This is a genomic window from Nocardioides rotundus, assembly GCF_019931675.1.
GTDB lineage: Bacteria > Actinomycetota > Actinomycetes > Propionibacteriales > Nocardioidaceae > Nocardioides > Nocardioides rotundus.
Window position 1 is genome coordinate 762,305 of record NZ_CP082922.1, and the last position, 22,298, is coordinate 784,602.

Annotated in this window: 24 protein-coding genes and 1 pseudogene; 14 read left to right on the top strand and 11 right to left on the bottom strand. The window is 72.2% G+C overall.

From position 1 onward, the window contains the following. Nucleotides 1-24: 24 nt before the first annotated feature. The gene (locus K8W59_RS03635; RefSeq protein ID WP_223397395.1) at nt 25-1,314 is read left to right on the top strand and encodes a S8 family peptidase; all 1,290 of its coding nucleotides are present in this window, start codon (nt 25-27) and stop codon (nt 1,312-1,314) included. On the opposite strand, the gene K8W59_RS03640 is transcribed toward K8W59_RS03635, so the two are convergent. After that, nucleotides 1,305-2,822, bottom strand: a complete 1,518-nt coding sequence (locus K8W59_RS03640; protein WP_223397396.1) for a hypothetical protein — start codon at nt 2,820-2,822, stop codon at nt 1,305-1,307. The genes K8W59_RS03635 and K8W59_RS03640 overlap by 10 nt on opposite strands. A gap of 90 nt (nt 2,823-2,912) precedes the next feature. Here K8W59_RS03640 and K8W59_RS03645 point away from each other — a divergent pair, with 90 nt between their 5' ends. After that, the gene (locus K8W59_RS03645; RefSeq protein WP_223397397.1) at nt 2,913-3,446 is read left to right on the top strand and encodes a histidine phosphatase family protein; all 534 of its coding nucleotides are present in this window, start codon (nt 2,913-2,915) and stop codon (nt 3,444-3,446) included. 14 nt (nt 3,447-3,460) lie between these two features. Here the strand turns inward: K8W59_RS03645 and K8W59_RS03650 are convergent, their stop codons facing one another. Then, nucleotides 3,461-4,039 (bottom strand): nucleoside/nucleotide kinase family protein, encoded by a 579-nt coding sequence (locus K8W59_RS03650; protein WP_223397398.1) that lies wholly within the window; start codon nt 4,037-4,039, stop codon nt 3,461-3,463. Next, entirely contained in the window at nt 4,036-4,566 is a 531-nt protein-coding gene (locus tag K8W59_RS03655; protein WP_223397399.1) for a mycothiol transferase, read from the bottom strand. The genes K8W59_RS03650 and K8W59_RS03655 overlap by 4 nt, the downstream gene beginning before the upstream one ends. A 49-nt stretch (nt 4,567-4,615) precedes the next feature. Here K8W59_RS03655 and K8W59_RS03660 point away from each other — a divergent pair, with 49 nt between their 5' ends. From K8W59_RS03660 to K8W59_RS03675, 4 genes are all read left to right on the top strand, one after another. Continuing rightward, entirely contained in the window at nt 4,616-6,025 is a 1,410-nt protein-coding gene (locus K8W59_RS03660; protein WP_223397400.1) for a MoxR family ATPase, read from the top strand. Beyond that, complete coding sequence (locus K8W59_RS03665; protein ID WP_223397401.1) at nt 6,018-8,036, top strand: vWA domain-containing protein; 2,019 nt, start codon at nt 6,018-6,020, stop codon at nt 8,034-8,036. Before K8W59_RS03660 ends, K8W59_RS03665 begins: the two co-directional genes overlap by 8 nt. Nucleotides 8,037-8,227: 191 nt before the next feature. Further along, nucleotides 8,228-8,623, top strand: a complete 396-nt coding sequence (locus tag K8W59_RS03670) for a hypothetical protein (RefSeq protein WP_223397402.1) — start codon at nt 8,228-8,230, stop codon at nt 8,621-8,623. A 74-nt stretch (nt 8,624-8,697) separates the two neighbouring features. Then, the gene (locus K8W59_RS03675) at nt 8,698-9,018 is read left to right on the top strand and encodes a putative quinol monooxygenase (RefSeq protein ID WP_223397403.1); all 321 of its coding nucleotides are present in this window, start codon (nt 8,698-8,700) and stop codon (nt 9,016-9,018) included. A gap of 6 nt (nt 9,019-9,024) precedes the next feature. On the opposite strand, the gene K8W59_RS03680 is transcribed toward K8W59_RS03675, so the two are convergent. Continuing rightward, nucleotides 9,025-10,356: an ABC1 kinase family protein gene (locus K8W59_RS03680; protein WP_223397404.1), complete on the bottom strand. Its 1,332-nt coding sequence runs from the start codon at nt 10,354-10,356 to the stop codon at nt 9,025-9,027. Nucleotides 10,357-10,425: 69 nt separating this feature from the next. Here K8W59_RS03680 and K8W59_RS03685 point away from each other — a divergent pair, with 69 nt between their 5' ends. Then, nucleotides 10,426-11,880 (top strand): S8 family serine peptidase, encoded by a 1,455-nt coding sequence (locus K8W59_RS03685; protein WP_223397405.1) that lies wholly within the window; start codon nt 10,426-10,428, stop codon nt 11,878-11,880. Between the two features lie 66 nt (nt 11,881-11,946). Here the strand turns inward: K8W59_RS03685 and K8W59_RS03690 are convergent, their stop codons facing one another. The 3 genes from K8W59_RS03690 to msrA are packed head-to-tail and all read right to left on the bottom strand — an operon-like array spanning nt 11,947 to nt 13,263. Next, on the bottom strand, nt 11,947-12,330 hold the full coding sequence (locus K8W59_RS03690; RefSeq protein ID WP_223397406.1) for a type II toxin-antitoxin system VapC family toxin: 384 nt from the start codon (nt 12,328-12,330) through the stop codon (nt 11,947-11,949). Then, nucleotides 12,330-12,566: a type II toxin-antitoxin system Phd/YefM family antitoxin gene (locus K8W59_RS03695; protein WP_223397407.1), complete on the bottom strand. Its 237-nt coding sequence runs from the start codon at nt 12,564-12,566 to the stop codon at nt 12,330-12,332. The genes K8W59_RS03690 and K8W59_RS03695 overlap by 1 nt, the downstream gene beginning before the upstream one ends. A 52-nt stretch (nt 12,567-12,618) precedes the next feature. Beyond that, nucleotides 12,619-13,263 carry a peptide-methionine (S)-S-oxide reductase MsrA gene (gene msrA / locus K8W59_RS03700; protein ID WP_223397408.1) on the bottom strand — a complete coding sequence of 215 codons (645 nt, stop codon included), beginning with the start codon at nt 13,261-13,263 and terminating at the stop codon, nt 12,619-12,621. 68 nt (nt 13,264-13,331) lie between these two features. On the opposite strand from msrA, the gene K8W59_RS03705 reads away from it, so the two are divergent. From K8W59_RS03705 to ilvA, 6 genes are read left to right on the top strand one after another with little or no spacing between them, the layout of a single operon-like run. Further along, entirely contained in the window at nt 13,332-13,532 is a 201-nt protein-coding gene (locus K8W59_RS03705; protein WP_223397409.1) for a ribbon-helix-helix domain-containing protein, read from the top strand. A gap of 3 nt (nt 13,533-13,535) precedes the next feature. Next, nucleotides 13,536-13,898 carry a type II toxin-antitoxin system death-on-curing family toxin gene (locus tag K8W59_RS03710; protein ID WP_223397410.1) on the top strand — a complete coding sequence of 121 codons (363 nt, stop codon included), beginning with the start codon at nt 13,536-13,538 and terminating at the stop codon, nt 13,896-13,898. Between the two features lie 9 nt (nt 13,899-13,907). Then, nucleotides 13,908-15,071, top strand: coding sequence for a cystathionine gamma-synthase (locus tag K8W59_RS03715; RefSeq protein ID WP_223397411.1), 1,164 nt, complete (start codon nt 13,908-13,910; stop codon nt 15,069-15,071). Then, nucleotides 15,058-16,458: a glutamate mutase L gene (locus K8W59_RS03720; protein WP_223397412.1), complete on the top strand. Its 1,401-nt coding sequence runs from the start codon at nt 15,058-15,060 to the stop codon at nt 16,456-16,458. The genes K8W59_RS03715 and K8W59_RS03720 overlap by 14 nt, the downstream gene beginning before the upstream one ends. A 35-nt stretch (nt 16,459-16,493) precedes the next feature. Next, nucleotides 16,494-17,825: an AI-2E family transporter gene (locus K8W59_RS03725; RefSeq protein WP_223397413.1), complete on the top strand. Its 1,332-nt coding sequence runs from the start codon at nt 16,494-16,496 to the stop codon at nt 17,823-17,825. Beyond that, nucleotides 17,818-19,026 carry a threonine ammonia-lyase gene (gene ilvA, locus K8W59_RS03730; RefSeq protein WP_223397414.1) on the top strand — a complete coding sequence of 403 codons (1,209 nt, stop codon included), beginning with the start codon at nt 17,818-17,820 and terminating at the stop codon, nt 19,024-19,026. Before K8W59_RS03725 ends, ilvA begins: the two co-directional genes overlap by 8 nt. A gap of 20 nt (nt 19,027-19,046) precedes the next feature. Here ilvA and greA read toward each other — a convergent pair whose 3' ends face one another. The 4 genes and pseudogenes from greA to K8W59_RS03745 all read right to left on the bottom strand — a co-directional run bounded on the left by greA (nt 19,047) and on the right by K8W59_RS03745 (nt 21,369). Next, nucleotides 19,047-19,547, bottom strand: a complete 501-nt coding sequence (greA, locus tag K8W59_RS03735) for a transcription elongation factor GreA (RefSeq protein WP_223397415.1) — start codon at nt 19,545-19,547, stop codon at nt 19,047-19,049. 236 nt (nt 19,548-19,783) lie between these two features. Continuing rightward, complete coding sequence (locus K8W59_RS03740; RefSeq protein ID WP_449866984.1) at nt 19,784-20,590, bottom strand: acyl-CoA dehydrogenase family protein; 807 nt, start codon at nt 20,588-20,590, stop codon at nt 19,784-19,786. Nucleotides 20,591-20,666: 76 nt separating this feature from the next. Beyond that, nucleotides 20,667-20,957 (bottom strand): annotated as a pseudogene (locus tag K8W59_RS20470) (acyl-CoA dehydrogenase family protein); the annotation flags it as partial. Nucleotides 20,958-20,976: 19 nt separating this feature from the next. Continuing rightward, nucleotides 20,977-21,369, bottom strand: coding sequence for a DUF4307 domain-containing protein (locus tag K8W59_RS03745; RefSeq protein ID WP_223397416.1), 393 nt, complete (start codon nt 21,367-21,369; stop codon nt 20,977-20,979). 31 nt (nt 21,370-21,400) lie between these two features. Between K8W59_RS03745 and mca the strand changes: the two genes are divergently transcribed. Further along, complete coding sequence (mca, locus tag K8W59_RS03750; RefSeq protein WP_223397417.1) at nt 21,401-22,297, top strand: mycothiol conjugate amidase Mca; 897 nt, start codon at nt 21,401-21,403, stop codon at nt 22,295-22,297. Nucleotide 22,298: the final 1 nt, after the last annotated feature.

Consider the following 22,298-nt stretch of genomic DNA (forward strand, 5'->3'; position numbering starts at 1 on the left):
GTCTCGGGGACGGGGACGAGTCGAGTGCGCCGGTCCGCGGCGTTGCTGGTCGCGGCTGCGGTGGTGGCCGGTGCGGGTGTCGCGGGTGGCGTCGCGCCGGTGTCGGCCGCGGAGGACTCGCGTGCGGGTGGTGAGTTCCGCGCGGACTGGTGGATGAAGTGGATGGAGATCCCGGCGGCGCATCGGCAGGCGACGGGCAAGGGTGTGACGATCGCGGTGCTCGATGACGGGTTGGATCTCTCGCAGCCGCAGTTGCGGGGTGCGGATATCCGGATGATGCGTTCGCCGTGTCTGGGGTTCGATCAGCAGTTTCGGGATCGTCGGGCGGTGCCGGAGAAGGGTGAGGCGGCGTTCCACGGGACGGCGATGGTGTCGTTGTTGGTGGGCAACGGGGTCGGGACGGATGGTCCGGGCAGCGCGATGCTGGGGATGGTGCCGGACGCGACGATCCTGTTCTACGACATCAAGGCGCCGCGGTCGGTCAGCAGCTTTGACTGTGAGCCCGGCGCTGAGGAAGCCACTTATGAAAACGCGTTGCGTCGTGCAGATGTGCTGTCGGTGTCGCGGAGTCGGATGTCGGGGTCACTGATCGCGGCCGTTGAGCAGGGTGTGAAGAAGAACCAGGCGGTCATCGTGGCTGCGATGCCGAACGCCGGGGACGATGAGGTTCTGTTACCTCCGGGTGCGATGCCGGGTGTGGTGGGGATGACGTCGGTGAATCGGCAGGGTGAGCCGAGGCCGGGGATCTATGCGGCCAAGGACCTGGATCCGGACTCGGCGTCCCCTTTCTGGTTCCAGCCGAAGTTCGCCGCTCCGGGTGATGACATCTTGGTGCCGAACGCCGATGGGTTGCCGTCGAGTGAGGATGGCCGGTGGTGGGGGTCGTCGTTCGCGACGCCGATGGTGGCCGGTCAGGCGGCGATGGTGCGGGAGAAGTATCCGGACGCGACGGCGAATCAGGTGGTGCAGCATCTGTTGCACAACACTGCTCGTGCGGGGTCGGAGAAGGAGAAGCTGACCTGGTACGAGACGGGGTTCGGGTTGCCGGACACGAGTGAATTGTTGGCCAACGACCCCACCGTGTGGCCCGATGAGAACCCGTTCATGAAGGGGCCGGATCGGATGTGGAAGCGGTACCCCTCCTCGATCGCGACCGATCCCGCCGGGGTCGAGCCGGAACCCTCGGCGGCGGAGAGTGAGCCCGAGGCGGCCGACGAGGGTCGTGTTCTGCCCTGGCTCATCGGTGGGGGCGTCGCTCTCCTGGCTGTGGTCGCGGGGACCGTCGTCGGGCTGCGCCGACGCGCTCAGCGCTGAGGAGTCTGCTGATAGCCCGTGATGTCGATCTCCGGGCCACCCGGGTAGATGTCCACGCCCGCGGGTGCCTCGATGATCATCCGGGCATGCTCGGGATCGATCTCGCGCGTGCCCGTGTGGTCGACGAGGTAGCCACGTCCCTGCGGGGTGAGCCAGGCATAGCGGCCCTGACCGGACTGTCGCGCGCGATAGCCGGCATGGGTCTTCCATCGATGATGGGTGCGGGTGAGGGGCCCGGAGTTGTGGTCCCCGGTCTGGCCGGGCGGCCCATCGGGGTCGTAGGGCGTCGGATGGTCGTAGTCGACCCGGCGACTGCGGCCCGCAGCGAACGGGAAGTAGTCGCCGCCGGTCATCAGGTGGACGCGGGTCTTGAGTGACTCCGGGTGCTCGTAGGCGGCCGTGCTCACTCGGTCGTTGAGGTCGATCACCGGAGTGAGAGTGACCCGGTGGTGGCGCAGCAGCTCCTCGAGCTGGTTCACCAGCACCGGACCGAGACCCTCGGCGCGGGCCACCGCATCGGCCCGATCGCCGACCGCGGCCTCGTGCAGGTGCACGTAGAGGACCGACCGCGGTCGGAGGGCGGACAGGTCGGCCGAGCGCAGCGCGTCGAGCAGGTCGGCGGGGAACGCCAGGGCGCGGGGCAGCTCGGGCTCGGGCTCACCCTCGGGCTGCTCGTCCTGCTGCTCCGGAGGCTCAAGGTGCTCCAGCAGAAGCCTGAGCAGCTCAGTGGGTCGGGCGAGGTAGCCGATCGCCTCCGCGCGCAGCTCGTCGCTGGTGGCCTCCTCGTTGAGCGGGCGGAGGATCTCCGCGACCCGGGTGATCACCGCGTCGATCGCGGCGGCGTCGCCGGCGGTGACCCGGGCCACGAGAGTGCGCAGCCCGTGCTCGTCGCTGCGGCCGACGTGCGCGAAGCGCTGACGACGGGCCTCCTCGAGCCGGGCCGCGTGTGCGTCCTGGTCGGCCTCGATCACCTTCGCCTCGGCGACCTCGATCACCCGCCCGGCGGACTCGCGGGTGATGATCCGCGCGATCGCGGAGTCCACCAGCCCCACCCGGTCCGCGGGAAGGGCCCGGGAGAGCCGGGCCACCTTGCCGGCGACCCACGACTCGCACTCGCCGGCTCGGACGGCCGACCAGATGAGCGGCAGCCGGTGCCGGAGGTCGAGCAGGTCGGCCATCAGGTTGCGCAGCGCGACGACGCCCGTGCCACGGGCGATCGCCAGCTCGCCGAGGCAGAAGTCCTGCACGCCCGGTGTGCCGTCGCCGCCGAGCTGGACCAGCACGTTGCCCATGCTCCGCTGGAACTCGCCGTCCGGCCCCTCGCGGGGGTCCTCGGAATGCAGGTCGGCCCAGTGCAGCACCACCAGCAGCTCCTCGACCTCGGCCAGCCGGCGGGCCCGCAGGTTGTCGGTGGCGGCGGCCAGAGTGGCAGTGGCGTCCAGCTCGTCCAGCTCGACTGCTCCGCCGGGCGGTGCCGGCGGAGCGGTGAGGGGAGGCGGGAGCAGCATGGTTTGACTATACGCGAGCATAAGTTCGAATGTCATCAGACTTTGGCACCTGAATCGGGGGCCGATACCGGAGGGGCGTACCTTGCTGCCATGTCGCGCGAGGGCATCACCGTGGTGCTCGTCCGGCATGCCGACCCCGCGGCGACTCCCGACGCCGACCCGCGTCGGTGGCCCTTGTCGGCCGAGGGGCGTGTGGCGGCCGAGGCCCTGCACGAGCGCCTGCCCTCCGGCTTGTGGGTCTCCAGCACCGAGACCAAGGCGCGCGAGACGCTGGAGCTGGCCGCGCGGGGCGCCGTACCGGTGCTGCAGGATGAGGGCTTCAGCGAGGTACGACGGGAGGCTGAGCCCTTCGGCGAGCACTTCCAGGCCGGCCGCTTCGCCTGGGTCGACGGCCGGATCGACGAGCGGCACGCCGGCTGGGAGACGCAGCAGGAGGCCGCCGACCGGTTCGAGGACGCGATCGACCGGCACGCCGCGCAGGCGACCGAGGGCGTGCTGGTGGTCGGCACGCACGGCATGGTGCTCACCGCCTGGCTGGTCCTCGTCGCCCGGCGGCTCGCGCCCGAGCACGCCACCCGCTTCTGGGCCGACCTGCGGCTCCCGGACGTCTTCGAGGTCCGCTGAGCGAGGGCCCGGGCTCACGACGACGGGACGACCAGGTCCGCCCGACCGCGGGAGGCGGCGACCAGGCGGGCGTTGGGCTCGTCCACCCGCTCCACCCAGGCGGCGGCGTCCGAGGGCGACTTGCCGAACTCCACGTGCCGGGCGACCAGGCGGGAGCGACGTACGTCGTCGTCCAGGTCGAGGTAGCGCACCTCGTCCAGCTCCGCGGCCACCGCCCGCCACTCCGGCCGGTCCAGCAGCAGGTAGTTCCCCTCGGCAACCACCAGCGTGACCGACGGGGGCACCGCGATCGCGCCGGCCAGCGGCTGCTCCAACTCCCGCTCGAAGGCCGGCGCATAGACGGTCCCGGGGGCGCCGGGGGAGTCGGGCGAGGGGCGCAGCCGCCGCAGGAGCGCCGCATAGCCCCAGGCGTCGAACGTCTCCGGCGCGCCCTTGCGATCGCGCAGGCCGAGCGAGCGCAGCACCCGGTCCGCCAGGTGGAAGCCGTCCATCGGGACCACCACGGCCGGCTCGTCGGCGGCGGCGACCAGCGCGTCGGCGTACGTCGACTTCCCCGCGCCCGGCGGCCCCGTGACGCCGATCAGACTCCTCACGAGCGCTCGATCACCCCGCGGACGAAGGCCGCCTGCCCGACGTGCTGGGCGACCTCGTTCGCCACACTGGTGATCCGCGCGAGCAGGGTGACCGGCGGGGTCCAGCTGGTGTCGACGACCCGCTCCCAGTCGTCGTCGCTGAGCGTGCCCAGGAAGGCCCCGGTCTTCTCGTGCACGGCGTCGTAGTAGGCGACCAGCAGGTCTCCGGGCGCGCGCACCTGCCCGACCTCCTCGCTGGACATGCCGTAGCCGTGCGCCTCGGTCGGGAAGGGCAGGCCGAAGCGGTCGGCGAACCCATCGGCGACGTAGGCCTGCTCGGCCAGGTCGTCGCGGCCCAGCGCCTCGGCGGCCTTGCTGACGTGATCGTCCTCCACGCGCGCGAGGTGCCAGACCAGCCAGGCGATCGTGTTGGCGTCCGGGTCCAGGCGCCGGGCCAGGTCGTCGGCGGCAAGGTCGCCCACGGCGTCGCGCACCAGGGCGGGCATCCGGTCGAAGAGGGCGGTGAAGGCGTCGGCTGCAGTGGTCATGGACGAAACGGTACGCCGACCCTTGCGGCCCCGGCGTAGCGTGGAAAGCGTGACGGAATCCACCACCCCCCGCCCGTCCACGCTCGGCGAGCTGCGCGCCTCCGGGCACCGGCAGAAGGCCCTGCGCGAGGAGATCCGCGACAACCTGCTCGCGCGCCTCGCCGCCGGCGAGGACCCCTGGCCCGGCCTGCACGGCTTCGAGGACACGGTGATCCCGCAGCTCGAGCGCGCCCTCATCGCCGGCCACGACGTGGTCCTGCTCGGCGAGCGCGGCCAGGGCAAGACCCGGCTGCTGCGCACCTTGGTCGGGCTGCTCGACGAGTGGACCCCCGTGATCGAGGGGTCCGAGCTGGGCGAGCACCCCTACGAGCCGGTCACCGAGACCTCGAAGCGCCGGGTCGCCGAGCTGGGCGACGAGCTGCCGGTCGCCTGGCGGCACCGCGACGAGCGGTACGCCGAGAAGCTGGCCACCCCCGACACCAGCGTCGCCGACCTGATCGGCGACGTGGACCCGATGAAGGTCGCCGAGGGGCGCTCACTGGGCGACCCCGAGACCATCCACTTCGGCCTGATCCCGCGCAGCCACCGCGGCATCGTCGCGATCAACGAGCTGCCCGACCTGGCCGAGCGGATCCAGGTCGCGATGCTCAACGTGATGGAGGAGCGGGACATCCAGATCCGCGGCTACGTGCTGCGGCTGCCGCTCGACGTACTCGTCGTGGCGTCGGCCAACCCCGAGGACTACACCAACCGCGGACGGATCATCACCCCGCTCAAGGACCGCTTCGGCGCCGAGATCCGCACCCACTACCCGACCGAGCTCGCGGCCGAGGTCGCGGTGATCCGGCAGGAGGCGCATCTGACCGCGGAGGTCCCCGATCACCTGGTCGAGATCCTCGCCCGCTTCACCCGCAACCTGCGCGAGTCCAGCTCGGTCGACCAGCGCTCCGGCGTCTCGGCGCGGTTCGCGATCGCCGGCGTGGAGACGATCGCGGCCTCCGCGCTGCACCGGGCGACGTCGTACGGCGAGGACGAGGCCGTGGCGCGCCTGGTCGACCTGCAGACCGCCGTCGACGTGCTCGGCGGCAAGGTCGAGTTCGAGACCGGCGAGGAGGGGCGCGAGGCCGACATCCTCACCCACCTGCTCCGCACCGCGATCGCCGAGACGGTGCGCGAGCACCTGCGGGGCATCGACCTGCACCGGCTGGTCGACGCGATCGAGGACGGCCGGCTGATCACCACCGGCGAGAAGGTCACCGCCCGGGATTTCCTCACCGGGCTGCCGGCGCTGCCGCCGGAGGAGAGCGGCGAGACCGACGCCTACGACCAGGTGATCGAGGCGCTGGGCGCCCGCAGCGACGGCGAGCGGGCGGCGGCGATCGAGCTGGCGCTGGAGGGGCTCTTCCTGGCCCGGAAGATCGCCAAGGACGCCGACGCCGGGGAGACCGTCTATGGCTAGAGCCTTCTACCGCCCCTACGACGGCGGCGACCCGCTCGCCGCGCCGGTGGACCTCTCCGAGGCGCTGGACGCCATCGGCGAGGACGTGATGGCCGGATACAGCCCCGAGCGGGCGATGCAGGAGTTCCTCCGCCGGGGCGGCCAGGGGCAGGAGGGCCTGGACGACCTGGCCCGGCGGATCGCGGAGAAGCGGCAGGAGCTGACCAGCCGGCACCACCTGGACGGCACCCTGCAGGAGGTCCGCGAGCTGCTGGAGAAGGCGGTCCTGGAGGAGCGCAAGCAGTTGGCGCGCGACGTCGAGATGGACGACTCCGACCGCGCCTTCCGCGAGATGCGGCTGGAGAGCCTGCCCCTGAGCCCGGCGGCCGCGGTCAGCGAGCTGTCCTCCTACGACTGGCAGAGCGGCGAGGCGCGCGAGGCGTTCGACCAGATCAAGGACCTGCTCGGCCGGGAGCTGCTCGACCAGCGCTTCGCCGGCATGAAGCAGGCGCTGGAGAACGCCACCGACGAGGACCGCGCGGAGATCCAGCAGATGCTCTCCGACCTCAACGACCTGCTGGAGAAGCGGGCGATGGGGGAGGACACCCAGGAGGACTTCGAGGAGTTCATGTCCCGCCACGGGCAGCACTTCCCGGAGAACCCGAGCACCCTCGACGAGTTGCTGGACGCGATGGCCTCCCGCGCTGCGGCCGCCCAGCGGATGCTCAACTCGATGAGCGAGGAGCAGCGGCGCGAGCTGATGGAGCTCTCCGCCCAGGCCTTCGGCTCGCCCGCCCTCACCGAGCAGCTCGCCCGGATGGACGCCAACCTGCAGATGCTGCGCCCCGGTGAGGACTGGGGCGGCTCGGAGCGGATGGACGGCGAGGAGGGGCTCGGGCTCGGCGACGGCACCGGCGTGCTGCAGGACCTCGCCGACCTCGACCAGCTCGCCGAGCAGCTGGCGCAGTCCTACTCCGGCGCCCGGCTCGACGACCTCGACCTGGACACCCTGACCCGGCAGCTCGGCGAGGACGCCGGCGTCTTGGCGCGACGGCTGCAGGAGCTGGAGCGCGAGCTGCAGCGCACCGGATACCTCGACCGCACCTCCGACGGGCGGCTCCGGCTCTCGCCCAAGGCGATGCGCCAGCTCGGCCGCGCGCTGCTGCGCGACGTCGCGAACCGGATGTCGGGGCGCCAGGGCCAGCGCGACACCCGCAACGCGGGCGCGGCGGGGGAGGCGTCCGGGGCCACCCGGGCGTGGGAGTTCGGGGACACCGAGCCGTGGGACGTCACCCGCACCGTGACGAACGCGGTGCTGCGGGAGGCCTCCGCCGAGCAGCGGTCCCCCGGCTCCGCCGTACGCCTGCAGATCGACGACGTCGAGGTCCGCGAGACCGAGGCGCGCACCCAGGCGGCGGTGGCGCTGCTGGTGGACACGTCGTTCTCGATGGCGATGGACGGGCGCTGGGTGCCGATGAAGCGTACGGCGCTTGCGCTGCACACGCTGATCCGCCAGCGCTTCCGTGGCGACCACCTCGAGCTGGTCACCTTCGGCCGCGCGGCTCGCCGGACCACGATCGAGGAGCTGACCGCGCTGGACGCGCAGTGGGACAAGGGCACGAACCTGCACCACGGCCTGCTGCTGGCCAACCGGCACTTCCGCAAGCACCCCAACGCCCAGCCGGTGCTGCTGATCGTCACCGACGGAGAGCCGACGTCGCATCTGGAGCGGAACGGGGAGGTCTACTTCGAGTACCCGCCCCACCCGCTGACCATCGCGCACGCGGTGCGCGAGCTCGACACCGCCGGCCGGCTCGGCGCGCAGACGACGTTCTTCCGCCTGGGCGACGACCCCGGCCTGGCCCGCTTCATCGAGTCGATGGCCCGCCGGGTCGACGGTCGCGTGGTCGCCCCCGAGCTGGACGACCTGGGTGCGGCGGTCGTCGGCTCCTACCTCGGCTCGCGGGGCCCTGCCGGTGGGGCCGGACACTACGGCGACCTCTTCGGCGGCCGCGGCTTCTGGGTGAGCTAGCCCTTCGCCGGTCGGGCCCCTTCGCTGGTCGAGCCTGTCGAGACCAGCCGTCCGCTCGAGCCGGAATCGGTTCGGTGGTCGAGCCTGTCGAGACCACGAGCCGCTGGGCCAGATTCGTGCACCGCGGGGGCCTACCCAGGGAATCGCGGTGCTCCGGCCCGGGGTGCGACCGGTGACTTAGGGTGTCGGTCGTGCTGCCGCGACTCCCCGTCCTCGACCCCCGCGACGTGTGGAGGCTGCTGCCGCGGGTGCTGGTCCTGCTGCAGGAGGTCGAGGCGCTGATCGCGCGGATCGAGGAGACCCGGCTGGCCGCGGACGCGCTGATCGGGCGCATCGACGGCAGCGTTGACCGGGTCGAGGAGCCGCTGGCCACGCTGCAGCCGACCTTGGCTCGGCTCGCCGAGACGACGTCACCGGCCGAGGTGGACGCGCTGGTCGCCGTCATCGACGAGCTGCCGCAGCTGACCGGTGTCGTCGAGAGTCTCTCCAGCGTGGCCCCGGACCTGCGCGAGCTGCTCCGGATCGTCTCGGAGATCGACGACCTGGTGGTGAGGATCCCCGGCGTGGGGCGGCTGCGTCGCGACTGACCGGACCTTCGGTGCGCACGCGTGCGTGCAACAGTGGTCCGCGTCCACACCGAACCGACCCCAGGAGGAGACCGATGATCTTCATCTGCGTGAAGTGGAAGATCAAGCCGGAGTACGCCGACCAGTGGCCCGAGCTGTCGCGGGAGTTCACCGAGGCGACGCGGGCCGAGGACGGCAACCTCTTCTTCGACTGGTCCCGCAGCGTGGAGGATCCCGAGACCTACGTCCTGATCGAGGCGTTCAAGGACGACGCTGCCGAGGCGCACGTGACCTCCGACCACTTCAAGAAGGCCCAGGCCGAGCTTCCGCAGCACGTCCAGGAGACGCCGCTCATCCGCAACGTGCAGATGGAGGGCGACGGCTGGGACCGCCTTGGCGAGTTCGAGGTGGGCTGAGCGTCGTCAGTCGGCGAAGCCGGGGAGGAACTCCTCCATCAGGCTGCGGAACGGGGCCTCGCACTCCAGCTGGGAGAGCAGGCCGAGGCCGCCGAGCCAGGTGCGGTGGATGAGCAGGTAGGACGTCGGCAGGTTGAGCCGGGTCGCCACGGTGAAGGCCGGGTTGCGCGGGTCGTTGATCCGCTCGAACTGCTCACGCATCCACTCGCGGGTGAACCGGAACGTCTCCGCCTCGGCCGGCTCCACGAACGGGGCGAGGTAGGCGAGGACCAGCTCCGGGTCGACCTGGATGCTCTCCTTGATGAAGCCCTCCTCGCGCAGGCCGGCGACCAGGGTGTCCGCGTCGTTGTCGAGCGCCACCCGGATCAGCCGACCCATCGCGTCGGGCAGCCGCCGCTCCGGAAGCCGGGCGACGGCGCCGAAGTCCAGGACGCCCAGCCGGCCCAGGCCGCCGTCCTCGGCGGGGACCACCCGGAAGTTCCCCGGGTGCGGGTCCGCGTGCAGCATCCCCGAGCGCGACGGCCCGGCGAAGAGGAACCGCACGAACAGCTCGCCGTAGTGGTCCCGCTCCTCCTGGCTGCCGTCGCGGATCACCCGGGCGAGGCTGGACGCGCTCTCCAGCCACTCGGTGACCAGCACGGTGCCGCCGTGGTCGACCACGTCGGGGATCACGATGTCCGGGTCGTCGCGGAACGCCTCGGCGTACGCCGCCTGCGCCTCGGCCTCGAGGTCGTAGTCGAGCTCCTCGGCGGCCCGCTCCTGGATCTCGGCGACCAGCGGCTTGATGTCGATGCCGGGGAAGACCGGCGCCACGCCCCGCGCGACCCGGGAGAGCTGCCGCAGGTCGCTCATCAGCGCCTCCCCGGCGCCGGGGTACTGCACCTTGACGGCCACCTCGCGGTCGTCGACCCAGCGGCCCCGGTGCACCTGGCCGATGCTCGCGGCCGCGGTCGGGCCGCCGTCGAGCCAGACCAGCCGCTCCTTCCAGTCATCGCCGAGGTTCGCCGCGATCTCCCGGCGCACCGTCGCGGTCGGCATCGGGGGAGCGGAGTCCTGCAGGGCGGTCAGCTGCTCGCGGTACGGCGCCGTCAACTCGTCGGGCAGCGCCGCCTCCAGCACGCTCAGCGCCTGACCGAACTTCATCGCGCCGCCCTTGAGCTCGCCCAGCGTGCGGAACAGCTGCTCGGCGGTGCGCTGCTGGACGTCGGTCAGGACCTGCTCGGCCGGTTGGCCGCCCAGCCGCCGCCCGAAGCCGACGGCCGTGCGGCCGGCGTACCCCAGCGGCAGCGCCGCGAGACGCGCACCGCGTCGGACGGCCTTGCGCGGAAGGTCGCTCATGGGGCCATCATCCCAGCCCGGTGGTGAGTCTCGCGTGACCTCGGGCAGGTTCGGCTCGTTGCGTGTGGCATGACTCTCCAGCGCACCGCCCTGACGGTGGCCGCCGCGGCCGCCGTCGCCGCCGGTCTCGCCGTGCCGACCAGCGCGTCGGCCGCGGAGGACCCCGCCAACCTGTCCGACTACCTCTCCCGCCAGCTGGGCTCCCTGTCCGGGGAGACCACCGTGATGGTGCACGGCACCACGCTGGCGGCCGCCCGGGACGCCGTCGCGGCGGCCGGGCTGGACCGCACCGGCGCGTTCGAGCAGATCGGCGTGGTGATCGCCACGGGTGACCGGGCCGAGATCGAGGCGGTGCGCTCCGAGCCGGGGGTGACCTACGTCGAGGGCGGCGAGCAGCCGATCCGGTTCTTCCAGGAGACCTCCAACAAGGCCACCCGCGGCATCGAGGCCGCCCAGACCCTCACCGGCGCCGACGGGGCGCCGCTGGACGGGCGCGGCGTGAGCGTCGGCGTGATCGACTCCGGCGTCGATCCGACGCACCCGTACTTCAAGGAGGCCGACGGCAGCAGCGCGGTCGTGGCCAACCTCAAGGCGCTGTGCGAGCCGCTGACCGAGACCTGCTCGGTGCAGCGCCTGCCCAACAGCGTCGACACCGACACGCTCTCCGTCGGCGGTCACGGCACGCACGTCAACGGGATCGTGGCGGGCAATCCGACCACCCTCAGCGACGGGGCGAAGCTCCAGGGGGCCGCCCCCGGCGCGAAGCTGGTCTCGATCTCCACCGGCGCCGGCCTGGTCATCCTCGGTGCCGACTCCGCCCTCAACTGGGTGCTGGAGAACCACGAGGCGCCCTGTGGGGCCGGCGTCCCGGCGACCACCTGCCCGCCGATCAAGGTCACCAACAACTCCTACGGCCCCTCCGGCGGCGGCGAGTTCGACCCCGAGTCGGCGACGGTGAAGCTGCAGCGGGCCCTGGCCGCCGAGGGCGTCGTCACCGTGTGGGCCGCCGGCAACGACGGCGGCGACGGCTCGCAGAGCCTCACCAACCCGCCGGGACAGGACCCCACCGGCGGGGTCGTCTCGGTGGCGTCCTACAACGACCAGGAGACCGGCACCCGCGACGGCACGGTGTCGGACTACAGCTCGCGCGGCCGCGCCGGCGAGCAATCGACGTACCCCGACATCTCGGCCCCGGGGGAGAACATCACCTCGGCCTGCCGCCCCTACCTGCCGATCTGCTCGACCGGGCTGGACTTCCGCAACGGGCCGGGCCCGCTGGACGTAGGCACCTTCAACACGATCAGCGGCACGTCGATGGCCGCGCCGCACATCGCCGGCATCGTCGCCCAGCTGTTCCAGGCGAACCCCTCGGCCACCCCGGCGCAGGTCGAGGACGCGCTCAAGCAGACGGCGTACAAGCTCTCCGACGGCGCGCCCTACGAGCCCGCCCCGCTCGGCACCACGTCCTTCGACAAGGGCTACGGCCTGGTCGACGTGGTGGAGGCGGCCCAGGCGGTGCGCTGAGGCTCCCGCCCCACGACGTGGGCGGGCGGACGTTGCGTGGGGCCGCCCGCCCGCCCACTCCCAGCCTCAGCGCCGGGCGTCGAGCAGGTCCGCCTCGAGGGGTGCGCCGAGGAGCGCTCGGTCGGCGGTGAGGAGCGGCAGGCCCTCCACCAGCGCCTGAGCCACCAGCAGTCGGTCGAAGGGGTTGCGATGGGGGAGACCCTCGACCGTGCGCGTCGCCCACACGTGGTCGGCGCCCAGCGGAAGCCAGCGCAGCCCGGCCGCCTCCACCCGAGCCGGCAGGTCGTCGGGCACGGTCAGCTTCCCGACGGACTGCTTGATCGCGATCTCCCAGAGTGATGCCGCCGAGACGTGCACCGCGATCGCCTCGGTCAGACTCGCTCGAGCCTCGGGGCCGAGTCGCGGGTCATCCTCGAGCAGCCAGAGGACGACGTGGGTGTCCAGCAGCATCAGCGACGACCCTCGAAGAGGTCGGCGACCTCCGCGTCCGGCTCGTCGAAGGTGTCGGAGTCGTAGCCGAGCTCTCCCGCGGCGGTCCCGAACACCACATCCACACGTCGATGCGGGACCAGATCCGCGACCGGCGTCCCGGCCCGGGCGATGACGATGTGCTCGCCGGCGGCCACGCGCTCCAACAGCTTGGAGAGCGTGGACTTCGCCTCGTGCACGTTGACGGTGTGGACCATGGGTCAACCGTACCGGACTAAGGCGGGCTAAGCCCAGGGCGCGTGCGGCCGCTCAGGAGGGGAAGCGGACTCCGGTGTTGGCGTGGCAGCGGTAGCCGTAGGGGTTCTTCGCGAGGTACTGCTGGTGGGCGTCCTCGGCGTAGAAGTACGGCGTCTCGGCCGCCGGCCGGATCTCGGTGGTGACCTCGCCCAGGCGACGGCGCGCGAGCTCGTCGGCGTACACCTTCGTCAGCTCCCGTGCGGTCTGCTCCTGCTCGGGCGTGGTCCAGTAGATCGCCGAGCGGTACTGCGTGCCGACATCGTTGCCCTGGCGCATCCCCTGCGTGGGGTCGTGCACCTCGAAGAAGGTCTTGACCAGGTCGGCGTAGGAGATCCGCTGCGGGTCGAAGACGATCCGGACCGCCTCGGTGTGGCCGGTGCGGCCACTGCAGACCTCCTCGTACGACGGGTTCGGCGTCAGGCCGCCGGCGTAGCCCACGGAGGTGGAGTAGACCCCCGGCTTCTGCCAGTAGATCTCCTCCGCGCCCCAGAAGCAGCCGAGGCCGAAGATCGCGACCTCGAGGCCCTCGGGGACCTCGTCGGTGACGACCGGCGCGTCCAGCACGCGGTGTCGCCCGAGGTCGAACCAGCGCTCGTCGCGCCCGCGCAGGGCCTCGTCGGCCGACGGGAGGGTGGTCTGCTTGCCGAGTCCGAACATGCCTCCAGTATCCACAGGTTCGCCAAACCCGGTTGCGATACCACGGTGATACCATCAGGCTCGTGGCCATGACTCTCCGAACCGATGACGAACTGGATGAGGCGCTGACGGAGCTGGCCCGCCGCGAGGGGACCTCCAAGCAGGAGGTCGTTCGCCGAGCGGTGCTGGACCGGCTGGCCCGGGGCGAGCGCCGCGACCGGCTGGACGCGATCGCCCACCAGGCGCTGGAGGAGTACGGCGACGCGCTGGACCGCCTCGGCAAGGTCTGAGCCGTGGGGGTCGACTACCTGGACCTGGAGGATCTCCTTGTTCTGGCGCGGCTCCTGGGTGCCGGGCCGGTTCGCGATCCGGGGTTGCTCGAGTCGGCGGCGGCACGGCCGCGAACGAGTCTCTTCGGTGAGGATGCCTACCCCACTCTGGAGCTCAAGGCCGCTGCGCTGCTGCACTCGCTGTGCGGGAACCATGCGCTGGTCGACGGCAACAAGCGCCTGTCGCTTCTGGCCACCGTCACCTTCATCCGCGCGAACGGTGGGCGGTTCCGACTCACGAACGACGAGGCCTTCGACCTGGTGATGGCGGTCGCTGAGGGGCGGATGGACGTCCCGGAGATCGCCGCCGCACTGCGTCCTGAGTAACCTCGCCACGTGAGCGGATCCGAGCACCAGCACAAGTCCGGCTTCGAGACCAGGGCGATCCACGCCGGCTACGAACCCGACCCCGTCACCGGGGCGGTGATCCCGCCGATCTTCGCGACCTCGACCTACAAGCAGGACGGCGTCGGCGGGCTGCGCGGGGGCTATGAGTACTCCCGCTCGGCGAACCCCACCCGCACCGCGCTCGAGGGCGCGCTGGCCGCCGTCGAGGAGGGCGAGCGCGGATTCGCCTTCGCCTCCGGCCTGGCCGCCGAGGACACCCTGATCCGCGCGGTCCTGCGGCCCGGTGACCACGTGGTGCTGCCCGACGACGCCTACGGCGGCACCTTCCGGCTCTTCGACAAGGTCGCCACCAACTGGGGGATCGTGCACGACCCCGCGCCGGCCTCGGACCTGGACGCCGTGCGGGCCGCGATCCGGCCCGGCCAGACCAAGCTGGTGTGGGTCGAGACCCCGACGAACCCGCTGCTCAACATCGGCGACATCGAGGCGCTCGCCGCGGTCGCGCACGAGGGCGGCGCGCTGCTCGTGGTCGACAACACCTTCGCCTCGCCGTACCTCCAGCAGCCGCTGACGCTGGGCGCCGACGTGGTCCTGCACTCGACCACGAAGTACGTCGGCGGCCACTCCGACGTCGTCGGCGGCGCGATCGTGGTGCGCGACCTCGAGCTGGCCGACCAGCTGGCCTTCCACCAGAACTCCATCGGCGGTGTGCCCGGCCCCTTCGACGCGTTCCTCACCCACCGCGGGCTCAAGACGCTCGCGGTGCGGATGGACCGGCACAGCGACAACGCCGAGCGGATCGTCGACTTCCTGCTCGGCCACCCGAAGGTCGCTCAGGTGCTCTACCCCGGCCTGCCCGACCACCCCGGCCACGAGATCGCGGCCCGGCAGATGAAGAGGTACGGCGGCATGGTGAGCTTCCGGGTCACCGGCGGCCAGCAGCAGGCGCTGGACGTCTGCGGTCGCACGGAGGTCTTCACCCTCGGCGAGTCCCTCGGCGGGGTGGAGTCGCTGATCGAGCACCCCGGCCAGATGACCCACGCCTCGGTCGCCGGCACGGACCTGGAGGTGCCGGCCGACCTGGTGCGGCTCTCCGTGGGCATCGAGACCGCCGACGACCTGATCGCGGACCTGGACCGTGCCCTCGGCTGAGGTCTGCGTCTGCGCCGACTTCGGCTCGACCTTCACCAAGGCGCTGCTCGTCGACCTGGCCGACGGCCGGGTGCTCGCCACCGCGAGCGCGCCCACGACGATCGGGACCGACGTCCTGGACGGGTACGACGCGTGCCTGGCCGAGCTGGCGGCGACCGACCCCCGGGCGGAGACCGCGGCCGTGCTCGCCTGCTCCAGCGCCGGCGGGGGACTGCGGATCGCGGTGGTGGGCAACGAGGAGCTGGTCACCGCCGAGGCGGGCCGCCGGGTCGCGCTCTCCAGCGGCGGCAAGGTGGTGGGGGTGCTCGCGCTCTCCCGCGACGACGACTTCGCCGACCTGGCCGGCTGGGAGCCCGATGTGGTGCTGCTGACCGGCGGCACCGACGGCGGCAACCCGGACGCGCTGCTCGACGGGGCGCGCGGTCTCGCCGATGCCGGCTGGGACGGCCCGGTCGTCATTGCCGGGAACGTCGAGGCACGGGACGAGGCCGCGGAGATCCTGCGCGGTCGGGCGCCGTGCGTGCTCGCCGAGAACGTGGTCCCGCGGATCGGCGTCCTCGCCCCCGACGGCGCTCGCGCCGCGATCCGGGAGATGTTCCTCGAGCACGTGATCGGCGGCAAGCACCTCTCGTCGCGGACGACGGCTCGCGGAGAGACCTTCCTCGACCTGGTCCGCGGCGCCACCCCAGACATCGTGCTCCGCGGGGTCGAGCTGCTCGCCCGGGGCCTGGACGAGGCCCGGCCCGGTGCCGGGGACGTGGTCGTCGTCGACGTCGGCGGGGCCACCACCGACGTGCACTCTGTGGTCGAGGTGGACGCCGAGACCCGCGACTCCGGGCTCTCCCGCGAGGTCGTCGCCACCACGCCGGTCACCCGCACGGTCGAGGGCGACCTCGGCATGCGCTGGTCCGCGGTCAGCACGGTCGCGGCCGCCGCCGAGGCGGGGCTCCCGGGCGTCGAGGGGCTGGCCGAGCCCGCGGCCGCCCGGCGCGCGGACCCGTCGTACCTCCCCCTCGACGAGACCGCCCGCGACGTCGACGAGGCGATCGCCCGCGCGGCGGCCGCGCTCGCGCTGCGGCGGCATGCGGGCCGGGCGAAGGTCGTGGTGAGCCCGGAGGGGCGGGTGGTCGAGCGGACCGGCAAGGACCTGCGCGAGGTCGACCTGCTCGTCGGCTCCGGCGGCGTCCTGCGGCACGGACGCCCCGGCGTGGCCGACCGGGTGCTCGCCGGATCGACCGGGGAGGCGGTCGACGGCGGCTGGCAGCTCCCGAGGAACCCGGCGGTCGTGGTGGATGCCGACTACGTCCTGGCGGGGGTCGGGCTGCTGGCCGAGGACCACCCCCGGGCCGCCCACGCGCTGGCCGCGACACTGCGCTCCGGGGGGTGAGCAGACCTCGTCCGGGGCGTGAGAGATTGACCGGCATGACCGAGGATGACCGGGAGCGGCAGGACCGAGAGCGCCGACTGCAACGGCTCGGCCAGCAGTGGGCGGCCGGCCGTGCGGACCGCCGGCTGCCGCCCGCGCCGGTGCTCGCGGGGAGCACGAACTTCAGCCGCGCACAGGTGCCGTGGGGCCTCGACCTGGCCGCCGCGTGGTCGTGGCGGGTGCTGGTGATCGGTGCCGCCGGGCTCGCCCTGCTCAAGCTGCTCGCCCTGTTCGCGGTGATCGCCCTGCCGCTGGCGATCGCGCTGCTCTTCACCGCGCTGGCCTCGCCGGTCGTGAACCTGCTCGACCGCCTCTCCTTCCCCCGGCCGATCGCCGCGCTGCTGATGGTCGTCGTCGGGATCGGCTCGGTCGTCCTCCTGCTCACCTTCGCCGGGCAGCAGGTCGCGGCCGGAGCCCACGACCTCGCCGACGAGGTCGTCAAGGGCCTCGGGCAGATCAAGGCCTGGCTGAAGAACGGCCCGCTCAACGCCACCGACAGTCAGATCAACACCTACCTCGACCAGGCGCAGGACGTGATCCGGCAGAGCTCGGAGTCCGGCGGCGTCCTCACCCGGGTGACCGAGGTCGGTACCGCGGTCGGGCACGGCGTGGCCGGATTCTTCATCGTGCTGTTCGCGACGTACTTCTTCCTCGCCGACGGGCACCGCATCTGGTCCTGGTTCGTCCGGCTCGCGCCCCGCGCCGCCCGCGGGCACGTCGACGGCTCGGGTCGGGTCGCCTGGGTCAGCCTCACCCGGTTCGTGCAGGCCACCGTGCTCGTGGCCGCCGTGGACGCGATGGGGATCATGATCGTGGCGGCACTGATCGGGATCCCCTTCATCCTGGCGATCGGCGTGCTCGTCTTCCTCGGCGCGTTCGTGCCGATGATCGGGGCCACCATCGCCGGCGGCGTCGCGGTGCTCGTCGCCCTGGTCGACCAGGGCCCCTGGGCCGCCCTGCTGATGCTCGGCGGCGTCATCCTGGTCCAGCAGATCGAGGGGCACATCCTCCAGCCGTTCCTCATGGGCCGCTTCGTCTCCGTGCACCCGCTCGGCGTGATCGTCGCGATCGGCTGCGGCGTGCTCGTCGCCGGCGTGGCGGGCGCGCTGATCGCCGTACCTCTGGCCTCGATGGTCAATGCCGTGGTGCACTACCTTGCCCGGGAGACACCACCCACCGATCCGGTCGAGGCGCTCGAGCGCGACCTGGCCGCCGGCGACTCCGACGCACCCGAGCTGCCGGAGGAGGCCGAGCAGCTGGGGCGCGACGACGACGAGACCGCCGGGACGGGCGAGCACAGCGAGGGAGAGGCGCGCCGCGATGACTGAGCGAGTAGGCCTGGCCGACATCCGCGAGGCCGCCGACCTGCTGGAGGGGACCGCGATCCGCACGCCGATGGAGGGCGCGCGGTGGCTGACCGAGCGGGCGGGCGGCCCGGTGCGGCTGAAGTGCGAGAACCTGCAGCGGACCGGCTCCTTCAAGCCGCGCGGCGCCTACGTCCGGCTCTCGCGGCTCTCGCCGGAGGAGCGCGCCAACGGGGTGGTCGCCGCCTCGGCGGGCAACCACGCCCAGGGAGTCGCGCTGTCGGCCCAGCAGCTGGGCATGAAGGCGGTCGTCTACATGCCCGAGGGCGCGCCGATCCCCAAGGTGAACGCGACCCTCGGCTACGGCGCGGAGGTGCGCTTCCACGGGCAGTACCTCGACCAGGCGATCCTCGAGGCGAAGAGGTACGCCGAGGAGTCCGGCGCCGTGTTCATCTCGCCGTTCGACCACGTCGACGTGGTGGCCGGGCAGGGGACCGCCGGCCTGGAGATCCTCGAGCAGGCGCCGGAGGTCCGCACCGTCATCGTGCCGACCGGCGGCGGTGGGCTGCTCGCCGGCATCGCGATCGCGATCAAGGAGCAGCGGCCCGACGTCCGGGTGGTCGGCGTCCAGGCCGAGCAGGCCGCGGCGTTCCCGCCGTCCCTGGACCGTGGCGAGCCGGTGCCGCTGGAGCAGATGAACACGATGGCCGACGGGATCGCCGTCGGCCGGCCGGGCGACGTCACCTTCCCCGCGGTGCAGGAGTACGTCGACGACATGCTCACCGTCTCCGAGGAGTCGCTCTCCCGGGCGGTGCTCGCAGTGCTGGAGCGCGCCAAGATGGTCGTCGAGCCCGCCGGGGCCGCCGCGGTGGCCGCGGTGATGGACGACCCGACCGCCTTCGAGACCCCGGCGGTCGCCGTACTCTCCGGCGGGAACATCGACCCGCTGCTGCTGGGCAAGGTGATCCAGCACGGCATGGCCGCCGCCGACCGCTACCTCGCGCTGCGGGTGGTGATCTCCGACCTGCCCGGCGGGCTGGCCGGGCTGCTCGCCGAGCTGAGCGAGGTCGGCGCGAACATCATCGAGGTCACCCACGAGCGGATCTCCCCGCTGCTCGGCCTGCACGAGGTCGAGGTCGACCTGCAGCTGGAGACGCGCGGCCCGCAGCACGCCGAGCGGGTGCGCGCCCGTCTCAAGGACCTGGGGTACCGGATCTTCGAGTGACCGGCGCGGGAGGGGCCGTGTCAGCCGGTGTAGGGCACCGCGTCGACGACCTCGACCTCGATGCTGCGGCCGTTGGGCGCCTCGTAGCTGACCTTGTCGCCCTTCTTCGCGCCGATCAGCGCCTTGCCCATGGGGGACTCCGCGGAGTAGACCTCGATGTCCTCGTCCTCGAGCTCGCGGTTGGCCAGCAGGAAGGTCTCGGTCTCGTCGTCGCCGGCGAACTTGACGGTCACCTTCATGCCCTGCTCGACGACGCCGTCGTCCTTGGGGGTCTCGCCGACCTCGGCGCGGCGGAGCATGTCCTCGAGCTGGCGGATGCGCCCCTCGATCTTGCCCTGCTCCTCCTTGGCGGCGTGGTAGCCGCCGTTCTCCTTCAGGTCGCCCTCGTCACGGGCGGCGGAGATGCGCTCGATGATCTCCTGGCGCACGGGTCCCTGGAGGTTCTCCAGCTCGGCCTTGAGCTTGTCGTAGCCGTCCTGCGTCAGCCAGATCTTGTCCTGGTCGGTCGCCTGCGTCGTCATGTCGGTTAACTCCTGCGTGTTTCCTGCGTGGTGGTGTGCGGATGTGCCGCACCCACTGGTCGTGGTTCCTGCGTCCCGCCCGCTCCGACGCCGGACGTGAGCCAACCGCCGGCCCTCGTGGAGAGAGGTGGCCCTGCGGGGTCGTCCGGGGCGGACGGCGAGACAACAGGATAACAAGGAAAGTACGTCGGCCCGAAGTCTCGGCGTGACCGGGGTCACGCGGGCGGCCGGACCGCTCAGCGGTAGGCCGCGTGCCCGGTGAGCGCCTGCCCGATCATCAGCTGGTGCACCTCGGAGGTCCCCTCGTAGGTCAGCACCGACTCCAGGTTGTTGGCGTGCCGGAGGACGGGGTACTCCAGGGTGATGCCGTTGGCGCCGAGCAGGGTCCGGCACTCCCGCGCGATCGCCAGCGCCTCCCGCACGTTGTTGAGCTTGCCGAGGCTGACCTGCTCCGGCCGGATCGTGCCGGCGTCCTTGAGCCGGCCGAGCTGGAGGGCGAGCAGCATCGCCTTGCCCAACTCCAGGGTCATGTCGGCGAGCTTGGTCTGGGTGATCTGGTAGCCCGCGAGCGGCTTGCCGAAGATCTCGCGGTCCTCGACGTAGGCCAGCGTCGTCTCCAGGCACTCCCGCGCGGCGCCGACGGCCCCGAAGACGATGCCGAAACGCGCCTCGTTGAGGCAGGACAGCGGCCCGGAGAGGCCCGCCGCCTCGGGCAGCATCGCGGAGTCGGGGAGGCGGACGTCGTCCAGCACGATCTCGCCGGTCACCGACGCGCGCAGCGACAGCTTGCGGTGGATGACCGGGCAGGAGATGCCGGGGGTGTCGAGGGGTACGACGAACCCGCGGATGTCGCGGGAGGACTCGCCGGTGTTCGCCCAGACCACGGCGACGTCGGCGACGGGGGAGTTGGTGATCCACATCTTCGTCCCGTTGAGCACCCAGTCCTCCCCGTCGCGGCGGGCGCGGGTGCGCATGCCGGCGGGGTTGGAGCCGAAGTCTGGCTCGGTCAGCCCGAAGCAGCCGATCGCCTCGCCGGTCACCATCGGCGGCAGCCACTCCTGCTTTCTGCTCCTCCGAGCCGAAGCGGTGGATCGCGAACATCGCGAGCGACCCCTGCACCGACACCATCGACCGGATGCCCGAGTCGGCGGCCTCCAGCTCCAGGCAGGCCAGCCCGTAGGCGGTCGCGGAGGTCCCGGCGGCGCCGTACCCGGTCAGGTGCATGCCGAGCAGGCCCAGCTCGCCCAGCGTCGGCGCGAGCTCGCGCACGGGCACCTCGCCCGCGTCGTACCACTCCTGCAGGTGCGGACGCACCGTGTCGTCGAGCACCTTGCGCACCGAGGCGGCCATCGCCCGCTCGTCGGGGTCGATCAGGGTGTCGGTGGCGAAGAGCTCCAGGGGACCGGTCATGACCCCATCCTGACAGGCGTCAGCGCGGCCGCGACTGGTCCGGTGTCGTGCAGCCGACCTTCTCCACCGACGTCGCGCGGCGCTCGGTGCGCACCGTGACGTTGTTCGCCCCGTCGACGGGGCGGAAGGTGCGCTCGCCGACGACCGTGTGGTCCTCCGCGCTGGCGCGCACCGTGCAGGTGGCGTCGACGCCCTCCTGCAGGACCACGTCGAGGCGGGCCTTCGCGGTGTGCTCGTCCACGACCTCGTAGGTCACCAGCTCCGAGGTGGCGTCCGGGTTGCCGTGGAACCACGCGACCCAGCCGAGCCAGCCCAGGAAGACCACGGCCACGGTGACGCAGACGCCGACGAGGATCCGGCGTCGGGTCGGGGAGGGGGCGCCGTACCGCTCGGCGAGATCCTGGTCGTCCACCCCCACATCCTCACACCTAGACTCACACGACATGAGCGCCCCCCAGCAGCCGTCCCGCGAGGGCCTGCGCCTGATGCACGTGCACGCCCATCCCGACGACGAGTCCAGCAAGGGCGCGGCGTCGACGGCGAAGTACGTCGCCGAGGGCGTCGACGTGCACGTGGTGACCTGCACCGGCGGCGAGCGCGGCTCGATCCTCAACCCCAACATGGACCGCCCCGACATCCTGGAGAACATCACCGAGGTGCGGCGCCAGGAGATGGAGCGGGCGCGCGACATCCTCGGCGTGAGCCAGGACTGGCTCGGCTTCGTCGACTCCGGCTGGCCCGAGGGCGACCCCAAGCCGCCGCTCCCGGACGGCTGCTTCGCCCAGCTCGACGTCGAGGAGGCGGCCGCGCCGCTGGTGGCGCTGATCCGGTCCCTCCGGCCGCACGTGCTGACGACGTACGACGAGCGCGGGGGCTACCCCCACCCCGACCACATCATGTGCCACAAGATCTCCGTGCACGCCTTCGAGGCGGCCGGCGACCCCGGGCGATACCCCGAGGCGGGGGAGCCGTGGCAGCCGCAGAAGCTCTACTACCACCACAGCTTCAACCGGCCGCGGATGCAGGCGCTGCACGACGCGATGCTCGAGCACGGGCTGGAGTCCCCGTGGGGCGAGCGGCTCAAGGAGTGGAAGCCCGAGCCGGAGTGGGACGCGCGGATCACCACCAAGGTGCCGTGCGCGGACTACTTCGGCGTGCGCGACCAGGCCCTGCTCGCGCACGCCACGCAGATCGACCCCGACGGGCACTGGTTCGCCATCCCGCGGGAGATCCAGGCCGAGATCTGGCCGACCGAGGACTTCGAGCGGGTGGTCTCCCACGTGGACGCCGAGCTGCCCGAGGACGACCTGTTCGCCGGGATCGAGCCGGACGGACGCTAGG

What these genes read in the sequence shown, in the direction of transcription:
- mca (WP_223397417.1), top strand. Translation starts at nt 21,401, where the DNA reads ATGAGCGCCCCCCAGCAGCCGTCCCGCGAGGGCCTGCGCCTGATGCAC.
- K8W59_RS03680 (WP_223397404.1), bottom strand. Translation starts at nt 10,356, where the DNA reads ATGAGCGACCTTCCGCGCAAGGCCGTCCGACGCGGTGCGCGTCTCGCG.
- K8W59_RS03695 (WP_223397407.1), bottom strand. Translation starts at nt 12,566, where the DNA reads ATGGTCCACACCGTCAACGTGCACGAGGCGAAGTCCACGCTCTCCAAG.
- K8W59_RS03690 (WP_223397406.1), bottom strand. Translation starts at nt 12,330, where the DNA reads ATGCTGCTGGACACCCACGTCGTCCTCTGGCTGCTCGAGGATGACCCG.
- K8W59_RS03725 (WP_223397413.1), top strand. Translation starts at nt 16,494, where the DNA reads ATGACCGAGGATGACCGGGAGCGGCAGGACCGAGAGCGCCGACTGCAA.
- K8W59_RS03665 (WP_223397401.1), top strand. Translation starts at nt 6,018, where the DNA reads ATGGCTAGAGCCTTCTACCGCCCCTACGACGGCGGCGACCCGCTCGCC.
- K8W59_RS03740 (WP_449866984.1), bottom strand. Translation starts at nt 20,590, where the DNA reads ATGGTGACCGGCGAGGCGATCGGCTGCTTCGGGCTGACCGAGCCAGAC.
- K8W59_RS03705 (WP_223397409.1), top strand. Translation starts at nt 13,332, where the DNA reads ATGACTCTCCGAACCGATGACGAACTGGATGAGGCGCTGACGGAGCTG.
- K8W59_RS03655 (WP_223397399.1), bottom strand. Translation starts at nt 4,566, where the DNA reads ATGACCACTGCAGCCGACGCCTTCACCGCCCTCTTCGACCGGATGCCC.
- K8W59_RS03645 (WP_223397397.1), top strand. Translation starts at nt 2,913, where the DNA reads ATGTCGCGCGAGGGCATCACCGTGGTGCTCGTCCGGCATGCCGACCCC.
- ilvA (WP_223397414.1), top strand. Translation starts at nt 17,818, where the DNA reads ATGACTGAGCGAGTAGGCCTGGCCGACATCCGCGAGGCCGCCGACCTG.
- greA (WP_223397415.1), bottom strand. Translation starts at nt 19,547, where the DNA reads ATGACGACGCAGGCGACCGACCAGGACAAGATCTGGCTGACGCAGGAC.
- K8W59_RS03640 (WP_223397396.1), bottom strand. Translation starts at nt 2,822, where the DNA reads ATGCTGCTCCCGCCTCCCCTCACCGCTCCGCCGGCACCGCCCGGCGGA.
- K8W59_RS03685 (WP_223397405.1), top strand. Translation starts at nt 10,426, where the DNA reads ATGACTCTCCAGCGCACCGCCCTGACGGTGGCCGCCGCGGCCGCCGTC.
- K8W59_RS03675 (WP_223397403.1), top strand. Translation starts at nt 8,698, where the DNA reads ATGATCTTCATCTGCGTGAAGTGGAAGATCAAGCCGGAGTACGCCGAC.
- msrA (WP_223397408.1), bottom strand. Translation starts at nt 13,263, where the DNA reads ATGTTCGGACTCGGCAAGCAGACCACCCTCCCGTCGGCCGACGAGGCC.